The organism is Paeniclostridium hominis, from assembly GCF_014306135.1.
In the GTDB taxonomy this organism is placed as follows: domain Bacteria; phylum Bacillota; class Clostridia; order Peptostreptococcales; family Peptostreptococcaceae; genus Paraclostridium; species Paraclostridium hominis.
The window spans coordinates 60,950-84,861 of the sequence record NZ_JACRWD010000007.1 but is presented as its reverse complement, the minus strand read 5'-3'; the positions used below and the strand labels follow the sequence as shown (position 1 = coordinate 84,861).

Genomic DNA, 23,912 nt, shown 5'->3' with positions numbered 1-23,912 from the left:
TTTATACCACCTCTTTGTGAATACCTCTTTTTTTATCTACTAAATCTTTTGCAAGTTTTACTGCTTTTGAAGCTTCATGTGCATATCCATCTGCTCCAATTTTATCTGCAAAACTTTGTGATATAGGACCTCCACCTACCATTACAACTACATCATCACGCATATTTTCTTTCTTTAATAAATCTATAACTACTTGCATATTATCCATTGTAGTTGTCATAAGTGTAGACATACCCACTACATCAGCATTTACTTCTTTTGCTTTATTTATAAAATCTACAGGTGGTACATCTCTTCCTAAATCAAAAACTTCAAATCCTGATGTTTCTAACATTATTTTAAATAAGTTTTTCCCTATATCGTGAGTATCTCCTTCAACAACTCCTACTACTGCTCTATAATGTTCTTGTGTTTGATGTTTTTTTAAATGTGGTTTTAATATATTTATTCCTTCATACATAGCATCTGAGCATAATAAAAGTTCTGGTATATAATACTCTTCTTCTTCATATAATTTCCCTGCTTCTTCCATTCCTGAAGCTAACCCTTTAGATATTCCTTCATAAACATCAAATTCACCTTTTATATATTCATTTGCTACATCAACAACTTCTTCATCTTCCATTTCTAAAACACATTTTGCCAATTTATCTAATAAAATTTCTTTTGAATTTTCCATAACTAATTCCCCCTTATAAGTTGTCTATGTTAATTGGATATGCCCCAAATATTCTTGCAGCATCCATAAGTGCTATAATATTTTTAGGGTCTGTTCCTATAGGAACATCACAACCAGTACTTAATATAAATCCACGCTTGCTATCATGAGCTTTTTTTATACATTTTCTTGCTTCATTATATATATCATCTATACTTCCTCTCATTATTGTATCAACTGGATCAACATTTCCTATTAAGCAAACCTTATCTCCATAGGCATCTTTTAACTCTCCTATATCATCTATGTTATCTAAACTTAAATTAGATATTCCAGTATCAACCATATGCCCCCACACTTTTTTAGTTTTTCCGCAAATATGAAGAGTAGTCCCACTTCCAGTTCTTTCAATTATTCTATCCATACATCTTTTTAAATACGGTTTTGCAAACTCTACAAAATTTTTCTCACTTATCATAGTAGAAGATGCATTAGGTTCTGCTATACCTGGAGCAAGTCCTATATCACAAGCTGCATCTATATAATTTATAACACTTTGGGTTGCTATTTCTAAAAGCTCATGAGCCTTATCTTTATTTTTTGTTAAATCTCTTAAAAATTTATCAGTGCCTCTTAAAAAAGATGCAGTTGTAAAAGGCCCTCCACAAGTAGTTCCAACACTTACCATAGGATTTAACTTGTCTTGAGTTATTTTAAGAGCTTCTAGGAAGTATCTTATTCTTCCATCTTTATATGGATCAATAGGTTTTAACTTGCCTATTTCACTATAGTCATTTATAGCAGGTTTGCTTATATATGGTGTGTTATTTGTAGGAAAAGTAACTTCACTTCCCATAGCCTCTGGTATACCTTGAAGACCTGGTCCAAATCCAACGCTGTCAGGTCTAAATAAATTAAAACTTCCAACTGCTACATCAACAAGTGCATCCACTGAATGGTTGTACTCATATATCGTATGTCCAAATATAGAAGAAACACTTTCACCTAAAAATGGAGAACATAAAATTCTATCCATAGGTTCTCCCTTTGCAAAAGCTTCCATCCTTTCTTTTGGGGTCATTTGATCTTTAATTATTTTATACTCCATAACTCCACCTCTTTATTTGTTAAATATTACATAATCATCTTACAATATATATAAATTTTCTACAAATTGATAATATCAATACCAAAAAGTTCTAATATTGATTTTATCAATATACATGTAAAAACAAAGCCTTTACATCATGAAACAATTAAATTTTATACACTTATTTTTACTAATTATATATTACATTTAATTTAGGTTTTACTTTAAACTTCCTATTTTTATAAATAAAAAATACCTTTTGACATTAATATCAAAAGGTATTTTAATAATTTTATTCATTTGAATTAAACGTATATTCTATTAAGTTAAACATATCATTACATATATACTGATTAATAACATCTTTATCTAATTTTTATTTAATATATAATTTAAATCTATTATCATATTTATTTTCAAATTATTAGAATCTAAAGATATATTTTCTAATGATACATCTTTAAAATTACTTTTATCTATTATTACACTTCCATCATTAAATTTAACAGATATATTGCTATCTTTAGAGAACCAATCTTTTATAAAACTATTTAATGCCATATCAACTATCCATTTATATAGTTTCAAATCTAGCAATTTTACTTCCTTAACATTTAAAATTAAATCTTTATTTTTATTTAATGATGGAACTACCTCAACTTCTATAGGTGTAGTAATATTTTTAGTTACTTTATAGTTTACTTTTGCTTTTACTGCATTCTTATTTATATTTATATCAACTTTACTTATTTTATCATTTTTAGTTTCCTTTAAAAAATAATTTACTCCATTTAATATAGACTTTTGTGGAACTAAAAATTCGCCTTTAACACCCACTGGGTTGTTTATTAGTTCTATATTATTTGCTTTTATACCAGATACCGATTTTAAAAACTTTATTGTTTTATTTTCGCTAATTTGACTTTCTTCTATTTTATTTATACTAGTATTTTGATTTTCAATATCTTTAGGCTTATTATTTATAAATCCTAAAAAGAAAAACAAAATCCCTATTATAATTAATACTATTATAATTATTTTCTTTTTTTTCATATATATACTCCCTTAAACTATTAATTTTACTATATTATAAGTTTAATACCCTTATAAATAAAAAATAAACTGTTTAAAGATTTAACTTTAAACAGCTTATTTTTCGTCATATTTAATTTATCTTGGAGGTAATATTTCTATCCAATAATTATCAGGATCAGCTATAAAGTATATTCCCATATCTTTATTTTCGAAACATATACATCCCATTTCTTTATGTAAATTATATGCTCCATCAAAATCATCAACTCTTAAAGCTAAATGGAATTCATTATCTCCTAAATTATATGGTCTATCCCAGTCTCTAAGCCAAGTTAATTCTAATGTATGAGTAGTTACTCCATCTCCTAAGTAAACTAATACAAAGCTTCCATCTTCTGCTTCATGTCTTCTTACTTCTTTAAGTCCTAATGCTTTTTCATAGAAATTTAAGCTTTTTTCTAAATCTAATACATTAAAGTTATTATGGCAAAATGTAAATTTCATATTAATTCTCCTTATTCACAAATTATTATATCTTAATTATATTAATAATAAATTATATAATCAAGCACTTACAAAAAAGTTAACATTATATTATTTAATACTGTGTTTGTAAATTATAGATGATATTAAATATCCTATAAATAATCCATTTATAAAGGTAACTACAATTCTTCCTATTCCAAAATTTTTAAAAACTATATAACTAAAAATAATAGTTAATATTTGAAAAATTATAGCTATTATATGATACCTAAATTTATTATTTATTGTATTTAAATTTTTATTACTTAATTTTCTTATGCTATAAAAATATAAAATAATTATAATAAAACCTATAACTGTACTACCATGCTGAATTATTTTAAATATAGGGATTTGTAATCCTAATATTTCTATCTTATTTCTTAAAAAATTTATATGAGCTACAAAATATCCCGTTTTATGAGTACATGCATCCCATATTATATGAGTTAGCATTCCTATTATACATGAATATGCAAAAACTATGCCTTCTTTAAAGCTTTTTATATTATTTTTATAATTCAATAAATAAATATAGTATTTTGATAAAAATGTTGGTAAATTGATTATAAAAGCATCTTTTACAAATTTAAATATTAAGTAATTAAGTAAGAAACATATAGGTAAATTTAATATTATAAATCCTGTAAATGTATGACCTAAATTACTACTTGGGTTAAATAATAAAAAATATATAAAATCTGGTGCCATAGATCCTAATATCAATCCAACTAAATTTAAATGTCTATTTTTCACAAATACCACTGCTGATGGGTGCGCTAATGTAAATGGCATAATTTTCTCCTTTTTAAGTTAAATTTCATACTTTCTAATTATACAATATATAATACATATAATTACTTACAAAAACGTAATATAATATTTATAAAAATAACCATAAGTTGCTTAAATCAACCTATGGTTATTCCCTATTTTCCATAAAATGGTTCTATATGAATTATAACTTGAGTATTTTTATTAATATTTTCTCTTAATAAATTTTCAACTCTATGAGTTAGATCATGAGCTACATCAACAGTAATAAAAGGATCTACCATTACATGCATATCCAAGTATATATTATTTTCACTTCCTCTACTTCTTACATTATGAATGTCTTTTATGTCTTCTTCATTTTTAAGAATTTCTCTAATAGTGTCTACATCTATAACTGCACTATCAACTAAAACTTCAATTGAAGATTTAAATATTTCATAAGCCGAATGAAATATACAAATAGATACTCCTATAGAAACTACAGGATCTATAATCATAGGAAATCCAACTTTTATGCAAACTAAAGCGATTATAACCCCAATAGAAACAAATATATCACTTCTTGTATGAAGAGAGTCTGAAATTAATATATAACTATTTAATTTTTTTCCCTTTTTATACTCATATGTTGATACAAATATATTTATAATTAATGTAATCAATAAAACTATTAAGCTTTCATTGGTTATAGTTAAATCAACTGGATTTATAAATCTATTAATAGCATTAAATACTATCTTTATCCCCATAAATAAAAGCATTACTCCAATAAACATACCAGTTATAATCTCAAACTTGTAGTGTCCATAAGGATGTTTTTTATCAACAGGTTTAGATGCTAGTCTAACTCCAACTAAACCAACTACATTAGATGAAGCATCCGAAACAGAATGAAAACCATCAGCAATAATACTTGCACTGTTTATAAAAAAACCAACTATAACCTTAAGAAAAGCTACTATTAAGTTTGCAAATAAAATAACCCACAAGACCTTTTTAACTTCTTTGTAATTGTCTCTTCTCATATTGACCTCCTAAATTAAAGCTATTAAGTCTATAAAAAAATCCATGAGAAAGTATAAAACTATCCCATGGATTAATCCACTGCTTATTAAAAGCCCAGTACATATAGTACCTGATAAATTTGTATATAATTTACTTTTACAATAATTTATATGCCAATTTATCTAAATTGTTACATGTACTATATTAAATTATCATTTTTTAATAACTTAAGTAAAGTTGGTTCTAAGTTAAATTCATTTATAATATTATTAACTTCTTTAAGAGATTTTTCTCTTTTATCTTTAGATATATTGCCTTTAGAAGCTCTAATTAATATATTCTTAGGAGAGTGGGCTATATCTATAAATTCAAGTAATTGAGTTTTATATCCTATAGCTTCTAATAAATTTCCTCTAACTGCATCAGTCATAAGAGCTGAAACTCTTTCCTTTATAATCCCATATTTAGTAATTAATGAGAATTCTGAACTTCTTATTTGATCATTAAACTCATGTTGGCAGCAAGGTACAGAAAAAATCATTTTAGCATTCCATTTAATAGCATTATAAAGCGCATAATCAGTTGCGGTATCACATGCGTGTAATGTTATAACCATATCTACTTTATCAGTATATTTGTATCCATTTATATCTCCAAGCTCAAAAGTTAAATTCTCATACTTATATTTTTTAGCTATCTCATTACATTTTTTAATAACATCTGCTTTCAAATCTAGACCTATCATTTTAACATCTATTTTCTTTATTTCAACAAAGTAATAATATAGTACAAATGTTAAGTAAGATTTACCACAACCAAAATCTAATATAGTAAGTTCCTTATAATCATTTTTCTTTATTTCATCATCTATGATTTCTATAAATCTATTTATTTGCTTATATTTATCATACTTAGAGTTTACAACCTTACCTTCTTTAGTAAATACACCTAAATCTATTAAAGGTTGTATTAGCATACCTTCTTTTAGTATGTAATTTTTTTCTCTATTATGACTTTTATTAACTACATTTTTATTGTCACTTTTTTTCTTTCCTAAAAATATCTTACCTTTTTTAGATATTTTTAAATCATAAGTATTAGTTTCAGACCAAGCACCTACTTGTTTATACTTTCCATTTATAAATTCTAACATCTTTTCATTTAACATATTTTTTTCTATGTTTTCATGAAAAACTTGTTTATCTGTATATTTTTCTATTTGATAATATTCTTTATTATTTTTTTCTTTTAATTGAATATTGATTTTATTATATTCAACATCTTTATTTAGTTTATTACTTATAACTACTTTAACAATATTATCATTAGTTATTTCATTAATACTTTTCTTTAGTTCTTCCATATTGTCACACCTTATCATTTCTTTTTTAAGTTTATATATAGCTATTACTATTATATATTACTATTCTTATAAGTTAAACAATTTTATATATATTTAATATTGCCAAATATATTAAGTGGTATTAGCTTGCTTTGTGTATTATTTTTATAAATAAATAGAGTATCAAAACTAGCTTGATACTCTATTTTCTTACTATTAATAAGTGTTAATTTAATATTATTTACTTTCTTTTTCTTCTAATAGTATTTACTGCTAATCCTATTGATGAAGCTGCAAATAATCCTATGTATGGTAGCATACTACTGTCTGATGTTTTAGGATTTTTAGAATTATTTGTTTCATCTGAATTAATTTTATCACTTGATGCATTTTGATTAGTGTTTTCAATCTTCTCTGGTTTACTTAACACCTTTGAATCATCTTTGTCAGGCTTTTCTGTATTATCTAATTCACCTGGATCTTTCGGGTCATCTTGACTAGGTTTTTCAACCTTATCTGGTTCACTTGGATAAGTAAGTTTATCTAGTTTTGGTTTTTCATTTTCATCAGTTGATTTATAGATTTCTTCATTAGCTGCAGTTTTTTCTATTACTTGATTATTTTTAGCTATTTCAAATGGATACATCTTGTTATCTATTGCATATCCTTCTGGTGCTTTTGTTTCTTGGTAATAGTAATTTCCATATGCTAAATTATTAAATACTACTTTACCATCTTTACCTGTTACTGCCTTTGTTACTTCTTTTTTAGTTGAATCAAATATTGTAAATTCTGTTCCTTCTAATACTTTCTTAGCATCCTTTGAATCTACCTTCGTTATTTCTATACTTCCAACTATCTTATCATTAGCTGAGCTTTTTTCTATCACTTGATTATTTTTAACTATTTCAAATGGATACATCTTGTTATCTATTGTGTATCCTTCTGGTGCTTTTGTTTCTTGGTAATAGTAATTTCCATATGCTAAATTTTTGAATACTACTTTACCATCTTTACCTGTTACTGCCTTTGCTACTTCTTTTTTATTTGAATCAAATATTGTAAATTCTGTTCCTGCTAATACTTTCTTAGCATCCTTTGAATCTACTTTCGTTATTTCTATACTTCCTTTTATCTTTGTATCTACTACTTTTACTGTATTAGTTTTTTCTGCTTCAACTACTATATTCTGATTTTTAGCTAAATTGTATCCTTCTGGAGCTTTAACTTCAACTACTTGATAATCACCTTGCTTAACATTATCAAATATTACTATCCCTTGAGAATTTGTAGTTTTTGTATCTACTACTTTTCCATTTTGCACTAAGTTAAATGTTGCACCTTCTAAAACTTTTCCATCTTCATTAGTTTTGTTTATTACAACTTTTCCTGGCATTGCCATAAGTTCATCCTCTGCAACAACTTTAACTATTTTACTATTTTCTGTAACCTTAAATGCTATAGTTGTACTATCAAGTTTATAACCTTTAGGTGCTACCTTTTCAACTAATTTATAATTGCCATAAGGTAGCTCTAACTCTACAGGACTATTTGATGAAGTAGTTATATCTTTAACAGTTTGTCCATAAATATCCTTTACTAGATTACCATTTGAATCAGTAAGTGAGTAAACTGCACCTGATAACATTTTTTGAGTCTTGTCACCTTTTTCAATTTTTATTATTTCAACTTTTGGACTCTTTATAGTTACAACTTCATCAGTTGGATTTCCATTTACATAAGCAGTATTTGAAACTGCTTCTCCTGTTCCAACTTCTTTCATATTAGCTTGAATAGTAATATATGCATCGTCTCCTGGATTTATATCCGACTTATCATTAACTGCATTTAATTCTTTTGTTTGATCATTATACGTAACCGTAAACTGACCTGTTTGATCTATTTTAATATCAGTCAGCCTCGAATCTAATTTATCTTTTACATGCATTGTATTCTTTAAAAAGTGTCCTGCTGAATCAAATGCTATTTTATATTCTATGTTTTGATCCTTTTCATCATTAGTTATATTAGTTTTATTTACAGTTTTATAGACATTTATAGCCCCTGCTCCTGCTGCTAACTTAACTGTAGCACTAGAATCATTATTTTTCCCATTATATGTTAATTTTGCTTTATTTACATATCTAATGTCTTTTGGAGGATTTGGTAATATCAAAGTATTGTAATTAACTGAATAGCTATCATTATATATATCACCAAGATCTATTTTTAGAGAATCTTTTTCAGCTGTAAGTTTTCCAGACTTTAAAAGCTCATTAGTTACATCCCTATCCACTCCACTTTCATAGTCATGCTGAATTATACTTATACTATTTTTATCTAAAACCATTCCCTCTGGAATTTGGTCCTCAAAGTAAGCATCCCCCATTTGTCCATTTTGATCTCTATTTATTTCTACATAGTATCTAACTGGTTTATTTATATCTGTTATAAGCCCTTCTCCCTTAGAATCTAGTGGTAAATATGAACCTTTATACATAAGTGGATTTGATCCTCCACCTGTTGATTCTTCTCTACCTTCACCTGTTAATGTAACAGTTTCTGTATCTCCATTAGTGTTTATAACAATAGGGTATTCTCCATCTTTAATATTTTTATCACCAACCATTGTTACACTTAAATATCCCTCTAATGCATTTTTTATATTATCATTAAATATCAACTTTAATACTCCAGTATTAGGGTTATATTCTTGCCCTGAAAAATGCTTGTCTGAACATACTGGGTTAACATCTCTAAAGATCTTAGGCAGTGTTATAGTAATGCTATCTCCTGGCGTAATTTTGCTTGGATCTTTAATTTTATAATCAATTCTGAAAGTTTTAATCATACCTTCTCTTACAGTATAATCATCAAATGTTGCACTTGTTATTTCAACTGAAGGACTATTAGATACATCTTCAGCATATACCATTATCCCTGATGAAATAAGATTTAAAATCATACTAAACACAAATACTAAACTTAATATTACCTTATTCTTTCCCTGTCTCAAATGATCACCTCTTTTTTTCAATAAAAAAAGCTATACTTACATGTTTGTAAATATAGCCGGTTGCATCACTAACTCCATATATCCCAGATGCCCATATACAGAATATACTTCTTCGTTTCTTGTTTATTAAATTTTAGAACAAAAAAGGCTATACCTACAGTTTGTAAATATAGCCGGTTGCATCACTAACTCCATATATCCCAGATGCCCACATACAGAATATACTTCTTCGTTTCTTGTTTATTAAATTTTAGAACAAAAAAGGCTATACCTACAGTTTGTAAATATAGCCGGTTGCATCACTAACTCCATATATCCCAGATGCCCACATACAGAATATACTTCTTCGTTTCTTGTTTATTAAATTTTAGAACAAAAAAGGCTATACCTACAGTTTGTAAATATAGCCGGTTGCATCACTAACTCCATATATCCCAGATGCCCACATACAGAATATACTTCTTCGTTTCTTATTTATTAAGTTTTTACCAAATTAGTTTATCAAATTTCGACACCATTTTCAATATTCTTTTTAAGAATATAATTATAAATCTAACAATTAGAATTATCTCTTCTTACTTTAACTAATTTTTTCTTTATACTTATTTCCTTATATTTTTTTAAAAACATTTCACCTTTATGATTTAATAAGTCAACATAAGAGCATAAGTCACAAACTTCTATAACACCTATATCTTCATTATTTATACCTTCAATATTACTAAAAGTCCCAACAATATCTAAAACTCTAATTTTCTTCTTTTTTCCTGCATTTAAATATATTCTAGTTACCTCACTATGAACTTTTTTATCTTTCTTTTTTATCCTTTTATTATTTAATAATATACTTGAAGCTTTCTCGAACTTAATTTTTCCTTTTTTTATATCTTCACTACTTAATTCATTAATAGTATTTATTTCATGGCCAATATATTTTATTATCTCAGCTATATATTTTTCGTCTTTTTCATTAGCCATGGTTATAGCTTTTCCATATTTATCTGTTCTTCCTGTTCTTCCTATTCTATGTATATAATTTTCTTTATCCATAGGAACATCATAATTTATAACTAAAGATACATCATCTATATGTATTCCTCTACTTGCTACATCTGTACTAATTAAAATATTATATTTACCTTCTTTAAAGTCCTTGATTACAAATATACGCTTTTCTTGAGACATATCTCCATGGAGTTGTTCAACTAAAAACTTATCTTTTTTCATCTTGTTGTATAATTTAGTTACTCTATCTTTAGTATTTAAAAACACTATGGTAGTTTTTGGATTATAATAATATATTAGATCTTTTAAGGTATTATATTTTTCATCTTCTTTTAAAGAAACTAAATTTTCTTCTATTTGTCTTTTGTCTAGATTTTCATCATTTTCAATTTCTATCATACTAGGATTTATCATATATTTATTATATATATAAGATATATCTTTATCTATAGTTGCTGAAAATAAGCCTATAACAGTCTCTTTAGGTATATTATTAAATATAAACTCCATATCTTCTATAAATCCTTTGTTAAGCATTTTATCAGCTTCATCTATTATAAAATAATTTATATTGTCTAAGTTTATACTACCTCTATTTATATGATCTATTACTCTTCCAGGTGTAGCAACTACTACATGAACTCTTTGTTTTAATTCATTTATTTGATCTTTTATAGGTTGTTTTCCAAATATTGCACTACACCTAATTTTTTTTAATCTTCCTATATTAGATATTTCTTCTTTTACTTGTATAGCTAATTCTCTTGTTGGTACAACTATTAATGCTTGTAGATTACTGTTGTTAACATCTATTTTTTCACATATCGGTATTCCAAAACTTGCAGTTTTCCCACTACCAGTTTTTGATTTAACAACTATATTTTCTTTATTTAAAAGTCTTGGAATTGATTCACATTGAACTTTAGATGGAGTATTATACTCAAGATTATAAAGGGCTTTTATTATATCTTTATCTAAATCAAAATTTTTAAAATTATTAATCATTACTACCACCTTACTTATCTAAATTAAAATTTTTATAGCTATTTATTATATCATATCTTTAAAGTAATACATCTTTTTTAATATATTAATCTTATTGTCTCTTAAATATTTAATTTCATAATATTATATATTCATAAAAAATACCTTAGCTTAATAAAATTTAATATAAGCTATTATTTTATATTTTAAATTTTATTATTTAAAGGAGAATTAAAATTATGTTTGAAATGATAAAACATCCTTATAACAACAAATCTATAGCTAGATTGGACTTAAATAATATTGTCCACAATCACTTATATCACAATTGTCCGATTGGAAAAGTATCTGCAAATCTTGTTTATGATAACTATAATAATGTAGTTGGAAAAGTTGATGAAAATGGACTTATATATTCTAATCTAGATTCAAATCCTATAGGAAAAGTTCTAGATAATGGATTTGTATATAAAAACAACAATTTAGTTGGAAAAATTAAATGTACTAAATCCTCATCTCCATACTTAGCTGGAGCTTCATATTTATTGTTAATACATGAAAATAGATAATAAAAAGATGACTAATACAAACTAGTCATCTTTTTTATTATTAAATTTATTGATATTGTTCTTTTAATATATTTTTAAATTCTAAAAATTCAAGTGGTTTAAAATATACATACCCTTGTATCATATCACAATTAAATTGTCTTAATATATCTACCTGTTTATTATTTTCCACACCTTCACAAACTACTTTAAAGTTAAACTTTTTAGCTAATTTAATTATAGTTTTTACAAATAAAAAAGTTTTTTTATCTTCCTCTAAATCTATTATCATAGTTCTATCCAATTTTAATATATCTATATCTATTAATTTTAAATTTGATAATGTAGAAGTACCTGTTCCAAAGTCGTCCATAGAAACTTTTATTCCTAATTTTTTAATTTGATATATTTTGTTATTTATATATTCTATATCATTTAGTGCTGCTGTTTCTGTAATTTCAATTTCTATCAATTTAGGTTCTACATCATATTTTTCAATAGTTTGTTTAATAGATTGAATTAAATCAGCTCTGTAAAGTTCTACTCTTGATAAATTTATAGAAATTGGAACTATTTTTTCACCTTTTAATTTGCATTTTTTTATATCCTTGCAAACTTCCTCAAGTACCCATTTTCCTATTAAGTTTATATTTCCATTTTTCTCTGCTATCGGTATAAATATATTTGGGCTTATAAATCCTTTTTTATTATGATCCCATCTTATTAATGCTTCTGCACCAACTATCTTTTCATTATTTATATCTACTTTAGGTTGATATACGACTTTAAATTCTCCTGATTCTAATCCTTTTTTTAGTTCACTTTCAATTATAATTTCTTGACTGATTCTATTTTTTAAAGCTTCATCATATATATAGTATGGCTTGTCCTTAACTTTTTTAGATTCTAATCTAGCTATATTTGCATTATCTATAATTTTATCAATTTCTTCAGTAGTATTTTCTATTATATACGCCCCCATGTTTAATTTTAAATTTAAATCACTATTATTAGAACAAACAATATTTATATAATCATGAAGTTTTACTAAAGTTGTTTTCAAATCTAATTTTTTATCCAATTTAAACATCAAAGCAAATATATCATTAGAAATTCTTCCATGTATATTTTCAAATTTTAAAATAGATAACTTTTCACCTATACTTTTGATAAGATTATCACCCTCTTCATACCCAAAAACATCATTTATAAATTTTAACCTATTTATATCAATAGAAACTAAAACATATTTATCATCATCTTGAGCATTTTTTAACTTTTTTTTACAATCTATCTTAAACTTTATTTGATTATTTATATTAGTTAAACTATCTATATAGGTGGCTTTTCTTAAAGCTTTCTTATTTTCAACATATTTTTTATAGTTATTAATCACATAAAGTAAGGTAGCTATAAATATAGTCAATAATGATATATTTATTATATTAGTCAAACTTGAAAAAACTTTATTTATAGGTGTTATTGAAACTAAATACCAACCATCAGTATTTTCTATATAATTATAATACAAATATATTCGTTCATTATTAAAAACCCCTAGTTTGGGATTCTTACAATTTGAAATATTTGTTTTTTCTTTTCCTTTATCTAGATATTTACTTTTATTATATAGTGTTTTTATACCTTCTTTATTTTTTTCATTACCAATAATAACATTACCATATTTATCTACTATATATAGACTTCCTTTATAAGAATATATACTTTGTTTTAAGCTTAAAGCTATACCTTCATAATGTGAAAAACCAACTAACACTCCCTCTATTTTATCGTTAATTACAAAAGGAATAGAATATATTATACTATCTTTCCCATCAATTATGCTTTTTGTTGGCTTGCTTACATACTTCTTTCCCTTAATGCTTTCTTTAAAATAATTACTATTACCTACATATATTTTTCCATTTCCATAGGTTAGATAACCAGCTTTGTTAATAATCCCAATACCCTTAAATGAATTCGAAACATTTGATTTGTTAAATGTATCTACAAATATTTGTTTTGCATTTTCGATACCATATTTATCTATATCATAGTTTATATAAGAATTAAAACTCTCTAACTTAGACATATTATTGTTTATATAGGTAGCAATTCTAGCTTCTACTTGTATATTTACCTCTGATATATTAATTGCTATTTCATCTTTTAAATTTTTATCTACAATTAAAATAAAACTAATACTTATAAATCCTATTATTATTGTACTTTTTAAACTTTCAATAATATTTTTATTTAAATTCTTACTCATTTTACACCCTTCTGTCTTTATTATTAGCTTATTGATTTTAAATGTTAATATTTTTTAATCTTACATCAAAATTTTTTCATCAAATTTGTATTTTAAAAAGTATCAATTAGTTAGTATTTATTTAAATACATCTTAAATTATCACATTATTAATATAAGTGTCAATATTTTGAATTTACAGTAAATTTTTTCCTTTTTTTACATTTCATATCCATATAATCAAATTTATAATAATAATAAATTTAATTTTATTTTTACTTAATTTATTTTTGTACATTCATACAAAATTTTAATATACACAATTAAATTAATCACTTTTTACAATATACTATTTTTAATCAATAAATCTTTAAGCTAAGCTTATTTAAACTTTAAATAAGCCTTACATAAAAAAACAAATCCTATTTCTAGGATTTGTTTTTTTATATTATTTAACTTCTCTAAATTTAAATCTAGTTCTATTTCCAGGATTTTCAGCTCTAGCAACAAGTCTCTTGTCATTGTCTCTTACTCTTACATAATACCCATTAGGTGCTTGTAATACATATTCTTTATCAGCTATTTTATACATTTTAAACTTAGTAGCACCTTTTCTATCAGTATCTGAAACTAAAAAATCTCTATTATCAACTCTTATAAAATCTCCACCTGCTTGTCGTATTTTAACCTCATTATCATCTAGCATTATTATTCTAAATATTCCATTTTGATTAACTTTTCTACCTGTTGCATAAAGATAGTCATCATCTCCAACTACTACAAATTCATCTTCTACTATAGATTTTATATTAACTTTTAGTTTATCATTATCTTCATTTGGCTTTTGTGGTTTCCCCGGATTTTGTGGAAAATAATGCTTTATAAAATCCTCCATCCACGGCGGATATACTATAACTCCATTTGGTTCTCTATTTATATCAAAATTTTTATCCATTATAATATAAACCTCCTACTGTCAATTAAATTTGAAGCTTTGATATATATTACGACAATAGGAGGTTAATGGTTCATACTTTCATAATATTTTTACTATCTACAGCATTTTTTAAAGCAATATTCACAAAAATTTTCTTTATCACCAAACAATGCCATTAATATTAACTCTTCTAGACTAGGATGTCCACATGGTAAAGATCCACCTTCAGCTAATATTCTTATACTTTCATCTAATCCTTGATGATCACATGGTAAATCTATTTCTTCTAGTAAATTATATAAATATTTACCTAAATATTTATATATATCTTCTCTATTGTTTTTATTTGGGCATGTAGGAAATTTTCTGCATTCATTCGCTGAATTATTATTGCAGTTGCAATGAAAATGACAATGACAACATTTTATATTGCTATTTGATTTATTACAGGATTTATGATTATTACATCCCATAAAATCAGCTCCCTTATATTATTTATGGATTTTAATATCCATACACTATACTATGAAGCTAACAACTTTTTTGACACTGTTTAATGTATTTTGTCAAATTTTTTATTTCCTGCACAAATTTTGTCGTAGTAAATATAATATATAAAGAATGTTTATTCTTTGTATGTTATAAAGGAGGAATTTTATGAATAATAGATCATTTTTTTGCTGTCGTTGTAAAAGATGTGGCAGATGTTTTTTCTGCTTTAAAATTTGTCGAAGATGTGGATGTTGTAGACATTGCTGTAAATGTTGTAGATAGTTTTTGATATATTTTCAGGGTATATCCTAAGCTTTAGGATATACCCTTTTATGATTATCTACTATTAATTTATATTTATAAAAACAGTTGTTCCAGCTCCAAGTTCACTAGTTATGCCTATGTCAAATCCGTGAGCGACTATAATTTCCTTCGCTATAGCCATTCCAAGTCCTGAGCCTTTATGAGTTTCTCCTGTATTTGTACCCCTGTAATATCTATCAAATATACGCTCTAAATCATCCTTACTAATTCCTTTACCATTATCTTTAACAGATATAATAATTTCGTTATCACTTTTATAATCTATACTTACTATTATACTAACATCTTCATGGTTATGTATCAAAGCATTATAAACAAGATTATTTATAACTCTCTTAAAAAGATTAGCATCAACTTGTTTTTTTATAACATCTTTATTTGTAATAAATTCAATATCTCTATTTGAGTATTTAGGATCATTGAGAATTTGAATTATAGAATCTTTAATTATCCTAACTATATTTTCTTCATTTTTATTTAATACTCTATCACTACTTTTTAATTTCATAGTTAAATTTAAATCGTCAACTAATCCTTTAATATACTCTGATTTCTGATTTATTATTAATCCATAATCTTTGACTTCTTCACTATCTATTTCATAATCACTATCACTTAAAAGTTCTGCATATCCTTTTATAGATGATAAAGGTGTTTTTATATCATGTGATATATTTGCTATCCATTCCTGTTTTAACTTATCTAATTTATTTCTTTGGGCTTCATTACTTTTTAAAGTATCTGCTAACTTATTTAACTTATTGTATACACTTTGATATAATCCTTTTTCTTTATAATATATATCATATTTTCCTTCTTCTAGGTTCTCGACACCTTCTATTATATTTTTCATAGGTTTTGTAAGCCTTTTACTAAATAAATATCCAAATATTAATGCTATTATTAAATCTATAAATAATATAATCCATATTATTTTAATAACGGTATTGGCTAAATCTGTTGGATTAACTGTAAGTATATATTTTTGTAAGGAATTTCTATCAAATCCTAGTATATAAGTGTACTCTTTATTATCTATAATTTTACTAGAAACTAATATATTATCTGCATCCGTATACTTAAACCCTCCAGCATATTTATACCCATTTATAAGCTCTGCGGGAGTATGCTTTTTGTTAAGTTTCTCTGGTGCATTATACCTATATATTTCATTTGAGTTTTCATCTAATATCTGTATCCATATATGCTCTTTATCTAGTATATGTTTACCTTCTTTATCTACTACTACATTATTATCTTTAATCTGTATATAATTACTAAAATCTCTGGTAAATTTATCTTCTGGTTTTTTTATATCATTAATTTTATTAAAAATAAAACCTCCTATTATCCCAGATATATTTAATATAGTAACTATCATAACTACACATATAATACTTACTATATATTTAAAAGTTATTTTCCATTTCATATTAATCTTCCTTTAAAGTTAGTTTGTACCCTAACCCTTTAATATTTTTTATATACTTAGGTTTTGACGGGTTATCTTCTATTTTTTCTCTAAGTCTTCTTATATGTACCATTATAGTATTATCAAATCCTATAAAATCTTCTCCCCATACTTCATCACAAAATTTTTCCTTACTTATAATTTGTTCTAAATGATTTGCCATATATAAAAACATTTTAAATTCCTTTGCCTTAAGTACTATAGGTTCTCCATTTTTTTTAACTTCTATGCGTTCTTCATCTATTTCAAATGGCCCAAAAACTAATTTATCACTTTTAGGCTCTTCCTTTACAGAATTTAATATTATGTTTTTCTTTAAGTTCAACTTAATTCTAAGCGCTACTTCTTTTGGGCTAAACGGCTTAGTGATATAATCATCTGCTCCTAATGCTAATCCTAAAACTCTATCCATTTCCTCAGTTTTAGCTGATAAAAATAAAACTGGTACTTGAGATATTTGTCTTATTTCTTTAAATACATCATAACCTTCTTTATCTGGTAACATTATATCTAGTATTACTATATCTATTTCTTTATTTGTAAATATTTTCAAAGCTTCATTTCCTGTTTCTGCTGTATATATATTTTTAAATCCTTCTTTTTTAAGTACCGTACTTAATAACTTTAATATATCTACTTCATCATCTACTAATAATATATTTTTTTCTTTTATCGTATTTTCCATATTAATCTCCTATCTTTAGTGATTCATTTAGTCGATAACTTTTATTTTTAGATTTATAGTTAATATTTTATCCAAAATATGAATTTTTTACAAATTACATAAAAAAATAAATTAAAATAAAAAACGAATGAATTATAGTAAATTGTAAAAATATTTGACTATAAAACATCCGTTTTTGTTTAATTATTTATTTAAAACTTTTTTAAATACATATATATTTGAAACAATACCTATCATAAGTATAACTATTAATCCTATATATCCTACATTTACTACACCTATACTTTTGCCAAATACATTTATATCTCCAAGATAATTTCCTATAAGCATTTGAGGATTCATAATTATATCTATATAATTTGAACATCCAACTACTGCTAATAAATTTTCAGGTAAAAATTTAAGTGACGCTATTATTTTACCTATTACTATAAATACAGTTACAGATACTATAGATTGTACTGAATTATTTGTTATAAAAGAAAATAAACTTGCAAATACTCCCACACTAACAAATACAATCATCATAGTTAATATATTTACCATAGTGTATCCATATATAGTTATAGGTTTTAATAAACTAAATGTATCGACTATTCTATATGCTTGTAAACTTCCATTAATTGGATTACCATATTGTATACTAGTTATAACTCCAATTGCTAGAATATAAACTAAATATATAAATATAGGTGCTATAATAGCTAAAGATAACTTCGAAAACAATGCTTTATATTTATTCTTACCTGATAATATTATAGAGTCTACATTAGATAATTTTTCATCTGTGTAAATATTAGAAAAAATATATACACAGATACCAACTATAACAAACCCTGAAAAAGCATTATTTATTCTAAAGTTAAATACTTTGTAAAAACTTATATCTTTATAATTTTTTCCATTATCTTTTTGAAGCTTTCCACTGGCCATATTTGCCATTTTTTTACTCATATCATCTAACTTATTACTTTTATTAGCTTTATCTAGAGTTTCAAGTTCTGTAACTTTATTTACTAGTTTTTCATTAGCTATTACATTTTTTGCTCTATTATCTTGAACATAATTCCCATTTTTATCAAAATAATTATTTTCTGTTTCTAAATCTGGTTTTAAAAAACTCATCATAGAGCATAAAAGTATAAGTATTATACTTGATATTATTATTGATTTATTTTTAAATAGTTTTTTAATTTCCCATCTAATCATCTTTTTCCTCCTAAATAGCTTGCATAAAATTATCTATCTTTCTTTTGAAAATCCTTTATCTGCAAGCTTATAAAGAACAAAACTTCCTACAGTACTTAAAATTATGAATACTACAAATCCTAATATACCTACTTTGTATCTTATAATTTCTGAACTATACATTCCCCATAAAGGAGTAAATCCACCTATTTTGCTGTGAATAAAATATGGTATACCCATTATTAATCCACCTACGAAAAATGGTAATACTGCTTTATTACTTATAGATGATAACCAAAGTCCAAGCTGTGCAAAGAAGAAAGACCCTAGTATAACAGTTAAACAAGTTATCATTAACATCTGTAAAACAGTTATATTTGAACCACTATTCCCAAAATATCCGATATTTTTTATAGCCATATCTAATCCTTTAAAATTATTTCCTGATATTATCTTAAAACTCATAACACTTAATATAGATAAATTTACTATACTTGCAGCTATTGTATATGCTATAGATTTTGCTAAAACTAACTTATTTTTGCCATTTTTAGTAGACTTTATTATAGAATCCATATTAGAACTATACTCTAAAACAAAGCTTCCTGAAAACATACTAAACATTAATATTCCCATTAAAGGAGCTAGTCCATAATATTTAATAAATAAATCTGCATAGCTATCTGCTACCGAAAAATTTCTAACACTTACATATCCTAAGAATAAAGCAAATACCCAAGATATAATTAATCCTTTTTTATTAAATATTTTTTTTAATTCTAAATTTATAATATTTGTCATTTTTATACCTCCCTAGAATCTTCTAAATCAAAATAAAACATATAAACGTCTTCAAATCTAGGTTCTATATTTTTTGCATTAAAGTCTTTTATTCCTTTATCACTTATAACTCTAAGTTCTATATCCTCTACACCACGTTGTATACTAACAACCTTATATTTATTTTGTATATCAAATACTTCTCTTTCATCTTTAACTGTTATACTATATACTTTTCCACTCATATCATTTAAAATTTCTCTGTGAGTTCCTTGTAATAATACCTTACCATCTTTAATCATTATAGTTTCTTTAGCTACAGATTCTATATCTGATATTATATGAGTTGATAATATAACTATAGTTTCTTTACCTATTTGAGATAATAAATTTCTAAATCTAGCTCTTTCTTGCGGGTCTAATCCTGCTGTTGGCTCATCTAATATAAGTATTTTAGGATCATTTAAAAGTGCTTGTGCTATACCTACTCTTCTTTTCATACCACCTGAAAACTTTGATATATACTTATTTTTTACTTCTTGAAGTCCTACTAATTTTAATAATTTTTCAGTTTTTTCCCTAGCTTCACTTTTACTCATTCCCTTTAATGCTCCTATATATAATAAAAAGTCTTTTGCACTAAAGTTTTTATAAGCATCAAAATCTTGTGGTAAGTATCCAACAACTGCTCTGTATTCATCATCTAATGAATTTATATCTTTTCCGTTATATAATATTTTTCCACTTGTAGGTTGCTTTAATGTTGCTATTTGTTTCATTAAAGTAGTTTTTCCTGCTCCATTAGGTCCAAGTAATCCATATACTCCACTTTCCAATGTTAGATTTATATTCTCATTTGCATTTTTGTGCTGATATGATTTTGTTAAGTTTACAATTTCTAATTTATTCATAATTACCTCCATTTGTTTTCCTCGTTGTTATGTTTATATTATATGGATGCAATCTTACTTTATTATAAACTCAATCTTAAATAATCCTTAAATAATTAAATAATATTAATTAATAATAAAAAAACTGTATAGAACTTGGACTTTTCCAAGTGTCTATACAGCTTTTTTATATTATATGTTTAAGCTTTACAAATTTAATTACTTAATTCTTTTTCTAATAATTTGTTCAATAGGAGTTCTTTCTATATTGTGGCTATCAGCTAAATAGCTACTTTCAATTATCGCATTGTTATCAATATCTAAAATACTTCTTTTTAATGATGGATACATAAGCTTATCTGTTATACAAAGTATTACTTTTGACTTTTCACCTGAATACCCTCCATATCCATTTAAATATGTTATTGATATTCCTAATTTATTTATAAGATATTCTCCAATTTCTTCATGCTTATTTGATATAACGATTACCGACCTACCTTGATTAAATCCATCTAGTATTAAATCTACTATCTTAGTCATTATATATATGATAATTAAAGAAAACATAGCACTTTCAATACTAAATACTATAGCAGTTATTACTAAAACTATAATATTTATGCTCATCAAAAACGTAGATACAGGGATTTTAAAATTCTTATTTGCCCATACAGCAAGCATTTCGCTACCATCTATAGCCCCTCCAAATTTAATAACAGTTCCAACACCTATCCCAATTGATACTCCTCCATATATTACAATAAGAAATTCAGATGTAGTTACAGGTGGAACTGGAGTTAATAAATACAAAAATAATGATGAACAAACATTAGCCCATAAAGTTTTAAATAAAAATATTCTATCAAATGACTTTGATGTAAATAATAAAATTGGAATATTAAATGCTAATAATAATATAAACATAGGTATCCCTGTTAATGACTTTATTATTACAGATAAAGCAGTAGTTCCACTATCTACCATACCATTAGGAGATAATATTAGCTCTAACCCCATAGCTACTATTAAAGCTCCTATACCTATCATTATAAATTCAAAAAATAATTTAATTTGCCTTTTGTATGTCTTATTCATTTTTATCACTCCTTTGGCAATTTTTTAAAAATTCAAACTCTTCTTATATTTACATTTTATAACAAATTAAATTTAATAGTCAATAATTTTCTGATAATTCTTGAAATACAAAAAACTCTCAAGGCAGAATATCATACCTTAAGAGTTTTAATTATTTAACTATATTGAATGCACATCCATCTATATTTTTCATATCTATATCAAATATCTTCATTATAGTTGGAGCTTCATCTACTAAATTCCCACTATTTATAGTTATATTTTCTTTTATATTAGGCCCTTTAGCTATAAATGGTGGCTTATCTCCCTTGTGAGGAAAGTGCCCGTGAGTGGCTAAGCAATACTTGTAATTACTATTATCAGTTTCTTTTGTTATTTCTCCTGTTACATCATTACTAAAGGCTATACCTTCTTTTCCCTCTATAACAAAGTCTGCATCACAATCTAATCTGTGATTATTTTTTAATTCATTTCTATCAAATATACCTTCTATACCAAAAGTTTCATCATCTTTCATAGCTTCAAGTATATTTTTAACTTTATCTATGTAAGTTTTGTCTTTTACTATAACATGACTAGATATTCCAGCTGACTTAAATATAGCTTTATAATCAGTTATTTTTCCATCTTTATCTATACTTATTAATCCTTTATCTTTAAATACTATGTTTGGACTTATTAACTTTTTAACTTCTAATTGACCATGATCTCCAAGTATTATAAAATTTGTTTTGTAGTACACACTTGCTTCTTTTAAAGAATTTATAATTCTTCCTAGCCACTTATCATAAGTCTTAAATGAATTAATAACTTTTTCATGGTAAAGTCCATATTGATGTCTTGTATGATCTAAGTAAGCTAAATGTATAAGCATTAAATCTGGCTTATATTCTTTTATTATATCCTCTGCACAACAAACTCCAAATTCATCTAAGTACGGCTCTTTATTCCAATTTATAATATGAGAGTATTTAGGATATATTTTTTCCATAAGATGTTTACTACAGCTATTTGTATAGACTTCTATTGGATCTTCTCCTTCATTTTTAGTCCATATTTCAGCTATATTGTGATCTGAATTACATCTACCTGTAACCGGCCATAATATAGTAGAAGTTGTTATATTATTTTTCTTAGCTATATCTATTATAGAATCACATTTTATATCATTACTATACCAATACCAATCTGGCATTTTAGCATTTAACTCTAATTTTTCATTATGACTTATATTGTGCTTGTCTGGATATACTCCAGTTACTATAGTTGTATGACATGGATATGTTAGTGTTGGGTATATACAGTTTATATCTTTTACTATAGATGCCCCATCTAATATCTTTTTAAAGTTAGGTAATTTTTCTAAATATTTTATATCTCTAGTAAATAACGAATCTATTGATATTACTACAACCTTATTCAACCTTATCATCTCCTAATAATTTTTATTAACCACCTTTATAATATATATTAAACTACAATTTTTTAATATTGTATATTTAAATTAGCTTATCTTTTATAATCTATAGGCAAAAAATATATCTATATATTTTGGATAGTTTTTAAGCAATTATTATCAACTATTAAATGCTCTTATTTAATATTTTGATTCAATTTTAATAAATATTTTGTGAAAATTTTTTAAATTTAAATTGTTGTGTCAAATAGTCTTAACATATATAAATTTTAATCATATTACGTTCCTTCATATTTGTTAAAACCTGGATTTCATTCTAATTCTAATAATACATAAATATTTTGCAATAATATAAGTTATCATAAATTTCATTACATGAATTAACACTTATATAT

The 23,912-nt window shown here is 25.1% G+C and carries 20 protein-coding genes and 4 riboswitches; of the genes, 1 reads left to right on the top strand and 19 read right to left on the bottom strand.

What is annotated here, in order from left to right:
* Window position 1: 1 nt before the first annotated feature.
* From H8891_RS13005 to H8891_RS12965, 9 genes are all read right to left on the bottom strand, one after another.
* Window positions 2–679 carry a corrinoid protein gene (locus H8891_RS13005; RefSeq protein WP_147543504.1) on the bottom strand — a complete coding sequence of 226 codons (678 nt, stop codon included), beginning with the start codon at window positions 677–679 and terminating at the stop codon, window positions 2–4.
* Between the two features lie 13 nt (window positions 680–692).
* Window positions 693–1,766 carry a uroporphyrinogen decarboxylase family protein gene (locus H8891_RS13000; RefSeq protein WP_187006755.1) on the bottom strand — a complete coding sequence of 358 codons (1,074 nt, stop codon included), beginning with the start codon at window positions 1,764–1,766 and terminating at the stop codon, window positions 693–695.
* 351 nt (window positions 1,767–2,117) lie between these two features.
* Window positions 2,118–2,801, bottom strand: coding sequence for a hypothetical protein (locus tag H8891_RS12995; protein WP_187006754.1), 684 nt, complete (start codon window positions 2,799–2,801; stop codon window positions 2,118–2,120).
* A gap of 117 nt (window positions 2,802–2,918) precedes the next feature.
* Window positions 2,919–3,287 (bottom strand): VOC family protein, encoded by a 369-nt coding sequence (locus H8891_RS12990; RefSeq protein WP_147543501.1) that lies wholly within the window; start codon window positions 3,285–3,287, stop codon window positions 2,919–2,921.
* Between the two features lie 90 nt (window positions 3,288–3,377).
* Window positions 3,378–4,103, bottom strand: a complete 726-nt coding sequence (locus H8891_RS12985; RefSeq protein ID WP_187006753.1) for a DUF4184 family protein — start codon at window positions 4,101–4,103, stop codon at window positions 3,378–3,380.
* A 134-nt stretch (window positions 4,104–4,237) separates the two neighbouring features.
* Window positions 4,238–5,110 carry a cation diffusion facilitator family transporter gene (locus H8891_RS12980; RefSeq protein WP_187006752.1) on the bottom strand — a complete coding sequence of 291 codons (873 nt, stop codon included), beginning with the start codon at window positions 5,108–5,110 and terminating at the stop codon, window positions 4,238–4,240.
* Window positions 5,111–5,289: 179 nt separating this feature from the next.
* Window positions 5,290–6,453 carry a class I SAM-dependent methyltransferase gene (locus tag H8891_RS12975; protein ID WP_187006751.1) on the bottom strand — a complete coding sequence of 388 codons (1,164 nt, stop codon included), beginning with the start codon at window positions 6,451–6,453 and terminating at the stop codon, window positions 5,290–5,292.
* Window positions 6,454–6,673: 220 nt separating this feature from the next.
* Window positions 6,674–9,448, bottom strand: coding sequence for an MSCRAMM family protein (locus tag H8891_RS12970; protein WP_187006750.1), 2,775 nt, complete (start codon window positions 9,446–9,448; stop codon window positions 6,674–6,676).
* A 45-nt stretch (window positions 9,449–9,493) separates the two neighbouring features.
* Window positions 9,494–9,577, bottom strand: a riboswitch (cyclic di-GMP riboswitch).
* Between the two features lie 33 nt (window positions 9,578–9,610).
* Window positions 9,611–9,694, bottom strand: a riboswitch (cyclic di-GMP riboswitch).
* A 33-nt stretch (window positions 9,695–9,727) separates the two neighbouring features.
* Window positions 9,728–9,811, bottom strand: a riboswitch (cyclic di-GMP riboswitch).
* A 33-nt stretch (window positions 9,812–9,844) separates the two neighbouring features.
* A riboswitch (cyclic di-GMP riboswitch) is annotated at window positions 9,845–9,927 on the bottom strand.
* A 73-nt stretch (window positions 9,928–10,000) separates the two neighbouring features.
* Entirely contained in the window at window positions 10,001–11,458 is a 1,458-nt protein-coding gene (locus H8891_RS12965) for a DEAD/DEAH box helicase (RefSeq protein WP_187006749.1), read from the bottom strand.
* A gap of 218 nt (window positions 11,459–11,676) precedes the next feature.
* On the opposite strand from H8891_RS12965, the gene H8891_RS12960 reads away from it, so the two are divergent.
* Entirely contained in the window at window positions 11,677–12,006 is a 330-nt protein-coding gene (locus H8891_RS12960) for a hypothetical protein (RefSeq protein ID WP_187006748.1), read from the top strand.
* Between the two features lie 46 nt (window positions 12,007–12,052).
* Here the strand turns inward: H8891_RS12960 and H8891_RS12955 are convergent, their stop codons facing one another.
* The 10 genes from H8891_RS12955 to H8891_RS12910 all read right to left on the bottom strand — a co-directional run bounded on the left by H8891_RS12955 (window position 12,053) and on the right by H8891_RS12910 (window position 23,523).
* Window positions 12,053–14,257 (bottom strand): bifunctional diguanylate cyclase/phosphodiesterase, encoded by a 2,205-nt coding sequence (locus tag H8891_RS12955; protein ID WP_187006747.1) that lies wholly within the window; start codon window positions 14,255–14,257, stop codon window positions 12,053–12,055.
* Window positions 14,258–14,683: 426 nt separating this feature from the next.
* Window positions 14,684–15,190, bottom strand: coding sequence for a fascin domain-containing protein (locus H8891_RS12950; RefSeq protein WP_187006746.1), 507 nt, complete (start codon window positions 15,188–15,190; stop codon window positions 14,684–14,686).
* 95 nt (window positions 15,191–15,285) lie between these two features.
* Entirely contained in the window at window positions 15,286–15,645 is a 360-nt protein-coding gene (locus tag H8891_RS12945; RefSeq protein WP_187006745.1) for a hypothetical protein, read from the bottom strand.
* Window positions 15,646–16,010: 365 nt separating this feature from the next.
* Window positions 16,011–17,420 carry a sensor histidine kinase gene (locus H8891_RS12940; RefSeq protein ID WP_187006744.1) on the bottom strand — a complete coding sequence of 470 codons (1,410 nt, stop codon included), beginning with the start codon at window positions 17,418–17,420 and terminating at the stop codon, window positions 16,011–16,013.
* A 1-nt stretch (window position 17,421) separates the two neighbouring features.
* Window positions 17,422–18,144, bottom strand: a complete 723-nt coding sequence (locus H8891_RS12935; RefSeq protein ID WP_187006743.1) for a response regulator transcription factor — start codon at window positions 18,142–18,144, stop codon at window positions 17,422–17,424.
* A gap of 183 nt (window positions 18,145–18,327) precedes the next feature.
* Window positions 18,328–19,353: a hypothetical protein gene (locus tag H8891_RS12930; protein WP_187006742.1), complete on the bottom strand. Its 1,026-nt coding sequence runs from the start codon at window positions 19,351–19,353 to the stop codon at window positions 18,328–18,330.
* Window positions 19,354–19,386: 33 nt separating this feature from the next.
* The gene (locus H8891_RS12925; protein ID WP_187006741.1) at window positions 19,387–20,133 is read right to left on the bottom strand and encodes a hypothetical protein; all 747 of its coding nucleotides are present in this window, start codon (window positions 20,131–20,133) and stop codon (window positions 19,387–19,389) included.
* Between the two features lie 2 nt (window positions 20,134–20,135).
* Window positions 20,136–21,023 carry an ABC transporter ATP-binding protein gene (locus tag H8891_RS12920; protein WP_187006740.1) on the bottom strand — a complete coding sequence of 296 codons (888 nt, stop codon included), beginning with the start codon at window positions 21,021–21,023 and terminating at the stop codon, window positions 20,136–20,138.
* Window positions 21,024–21,221: 198 nt separating this feature from the next.
* Window positions 21,222–22,100, bottom strand: coding sequence for a YitT family protein (locus tag H8891_RS12915; RefSeq protein WP_207723625.1), 879 nt, complete (start codon window positions 22,098–22,100; stop codon window positions 21,222–21,224).
* Window positions 22,101–22,251: 151 nt separating this feature from the next.
* Window positions 22,252–23,523, bottom strand: coding sequence for an alkaline phosphatase family protein (locus H8891_RS12910; protein WP_187006739.1), 1,272 nt, complete (start codon window positions 23,521–23,523; stop codon window positions 22,252–22,254).
* Window positions 23,524–23,912: the final 389 nt, after the last annotated feature.

Coding starts and splice junctions, on each gene's coding strand:
- H8891_RS13005 (WP_147543504.1), bottom strand. CDS start 679: ATGGAAAATTCAAAAGAAATTTTATTAGATAAATTGGCAAAATGTGTT.
- H8891_RS13000 (WP_187006755.1), bottom strand. CDS start 1,766: ATGGAGTATAAAATAATTAAAGATCAAATGACCCCAAAAGAAAGGATG.
- H8891_RS12995 (WP_187006754.1), bottom strand. CDS start 2,801: ATGAAAAAAAAGAAAATAATTATAATAGTATTAATTATAATAGGGATT.
- H8891_RS12990 (WP_147543501.1), bottom strand. CDS start 3,287: ATGAAATTTACATTTTGCCATAATAACTTTAATGTATTAGATTTAGAA.
- H8891_RS12985 (WP_187006753.1), bottom strand. CDS start 4,103: ATGCCATTTACATTAGCGCACCCATCAGCAGTGGTATTTGTGAAAAAT.
- H8891_RS12980 (WP_187006752.1), bottom strand. CDS start 5,110: ATGAGAAGAGACAATTACAAAGAAGTTAAAAAGGTCTTGTGGGTTATT.
- H8891_RS12975 (WP_187006751.1), bottom strand. CDS start 6,453: ATGGAAGAACTAAAGAAAAGTATTAATGAAATAACTAATGATAATATT.
- H8891_RS12965 (WP_187006749.1), bottom strand. CDS start 11,458: ATGATTAATAATTTTAAAAATTTTGATTTAGATAAAGATATAATAAAA.
- H8891_RS12960 (WP_187006748.1), top strand. CDS start 11,677: ATGTTTGAAATGATAAAACATCCTTATAACAACAAATCTATAGCTAGA.
- H8891_RS12955 (WP_187006747.1), bottom strand. CDS start 14,257: ATGAGTAAGAATTTAAATAAAAATATTATTGAAAGTTTAAAAAGTACA.
- H8891_RS12950 (WP_187006746.1), bottom strand. CDS start 15,190: ATGGATAAAAATTTTGATATAAATAGAGAACCAAATGGAGTTATAGTA.
- H8891_RS12945 (WP_187006745.1), bottom strand. CDS start 15,645: ATGGGATGTAATAATCATAAATCCTGTAATAAATCAAATAGCAATATA.
- H8891_RS12940 (WP_187006744.1), bottom strand. CDS start 17,420: ATGAAATGGAAAATAACTTTTAAATATATAGTAAGTATTATATGTGTA.
- H8891_RS12935 (WP_187006743.1), bottom strand. CDS start 18,144: ATGGAAAATACGATAAAAGAAAAAAATATATTATTAGTAGATGATGAA.
- H8891_RS12930 (WP_187006742.1), bottom strand. CDS start 19,353: ATGATTAGATGGGAAATTAAAAAACTATTTAAAAATAAATCAATAATA.
- H8891_RS12925 (WP_187006741.1), bottom strand. CDS start 20,133: ATGACAAATATTATAAATTTAGAATTAAAAAAAATATTTAATAAAAAA.
- H8891_RS12920 (WP_187006740.1), bottom strand. CDS start 21,023: ATGAATAAATTAGAAATTGTAAACTTAACAAAATCATATCAGCACAAA.
- H8891_RS12915 (WP_207723625.1), bottom strand. CDS start 22,100: ATGAATAAGACATACAAAAGGCAAATTAAATTATTTTTTGAATTTATA.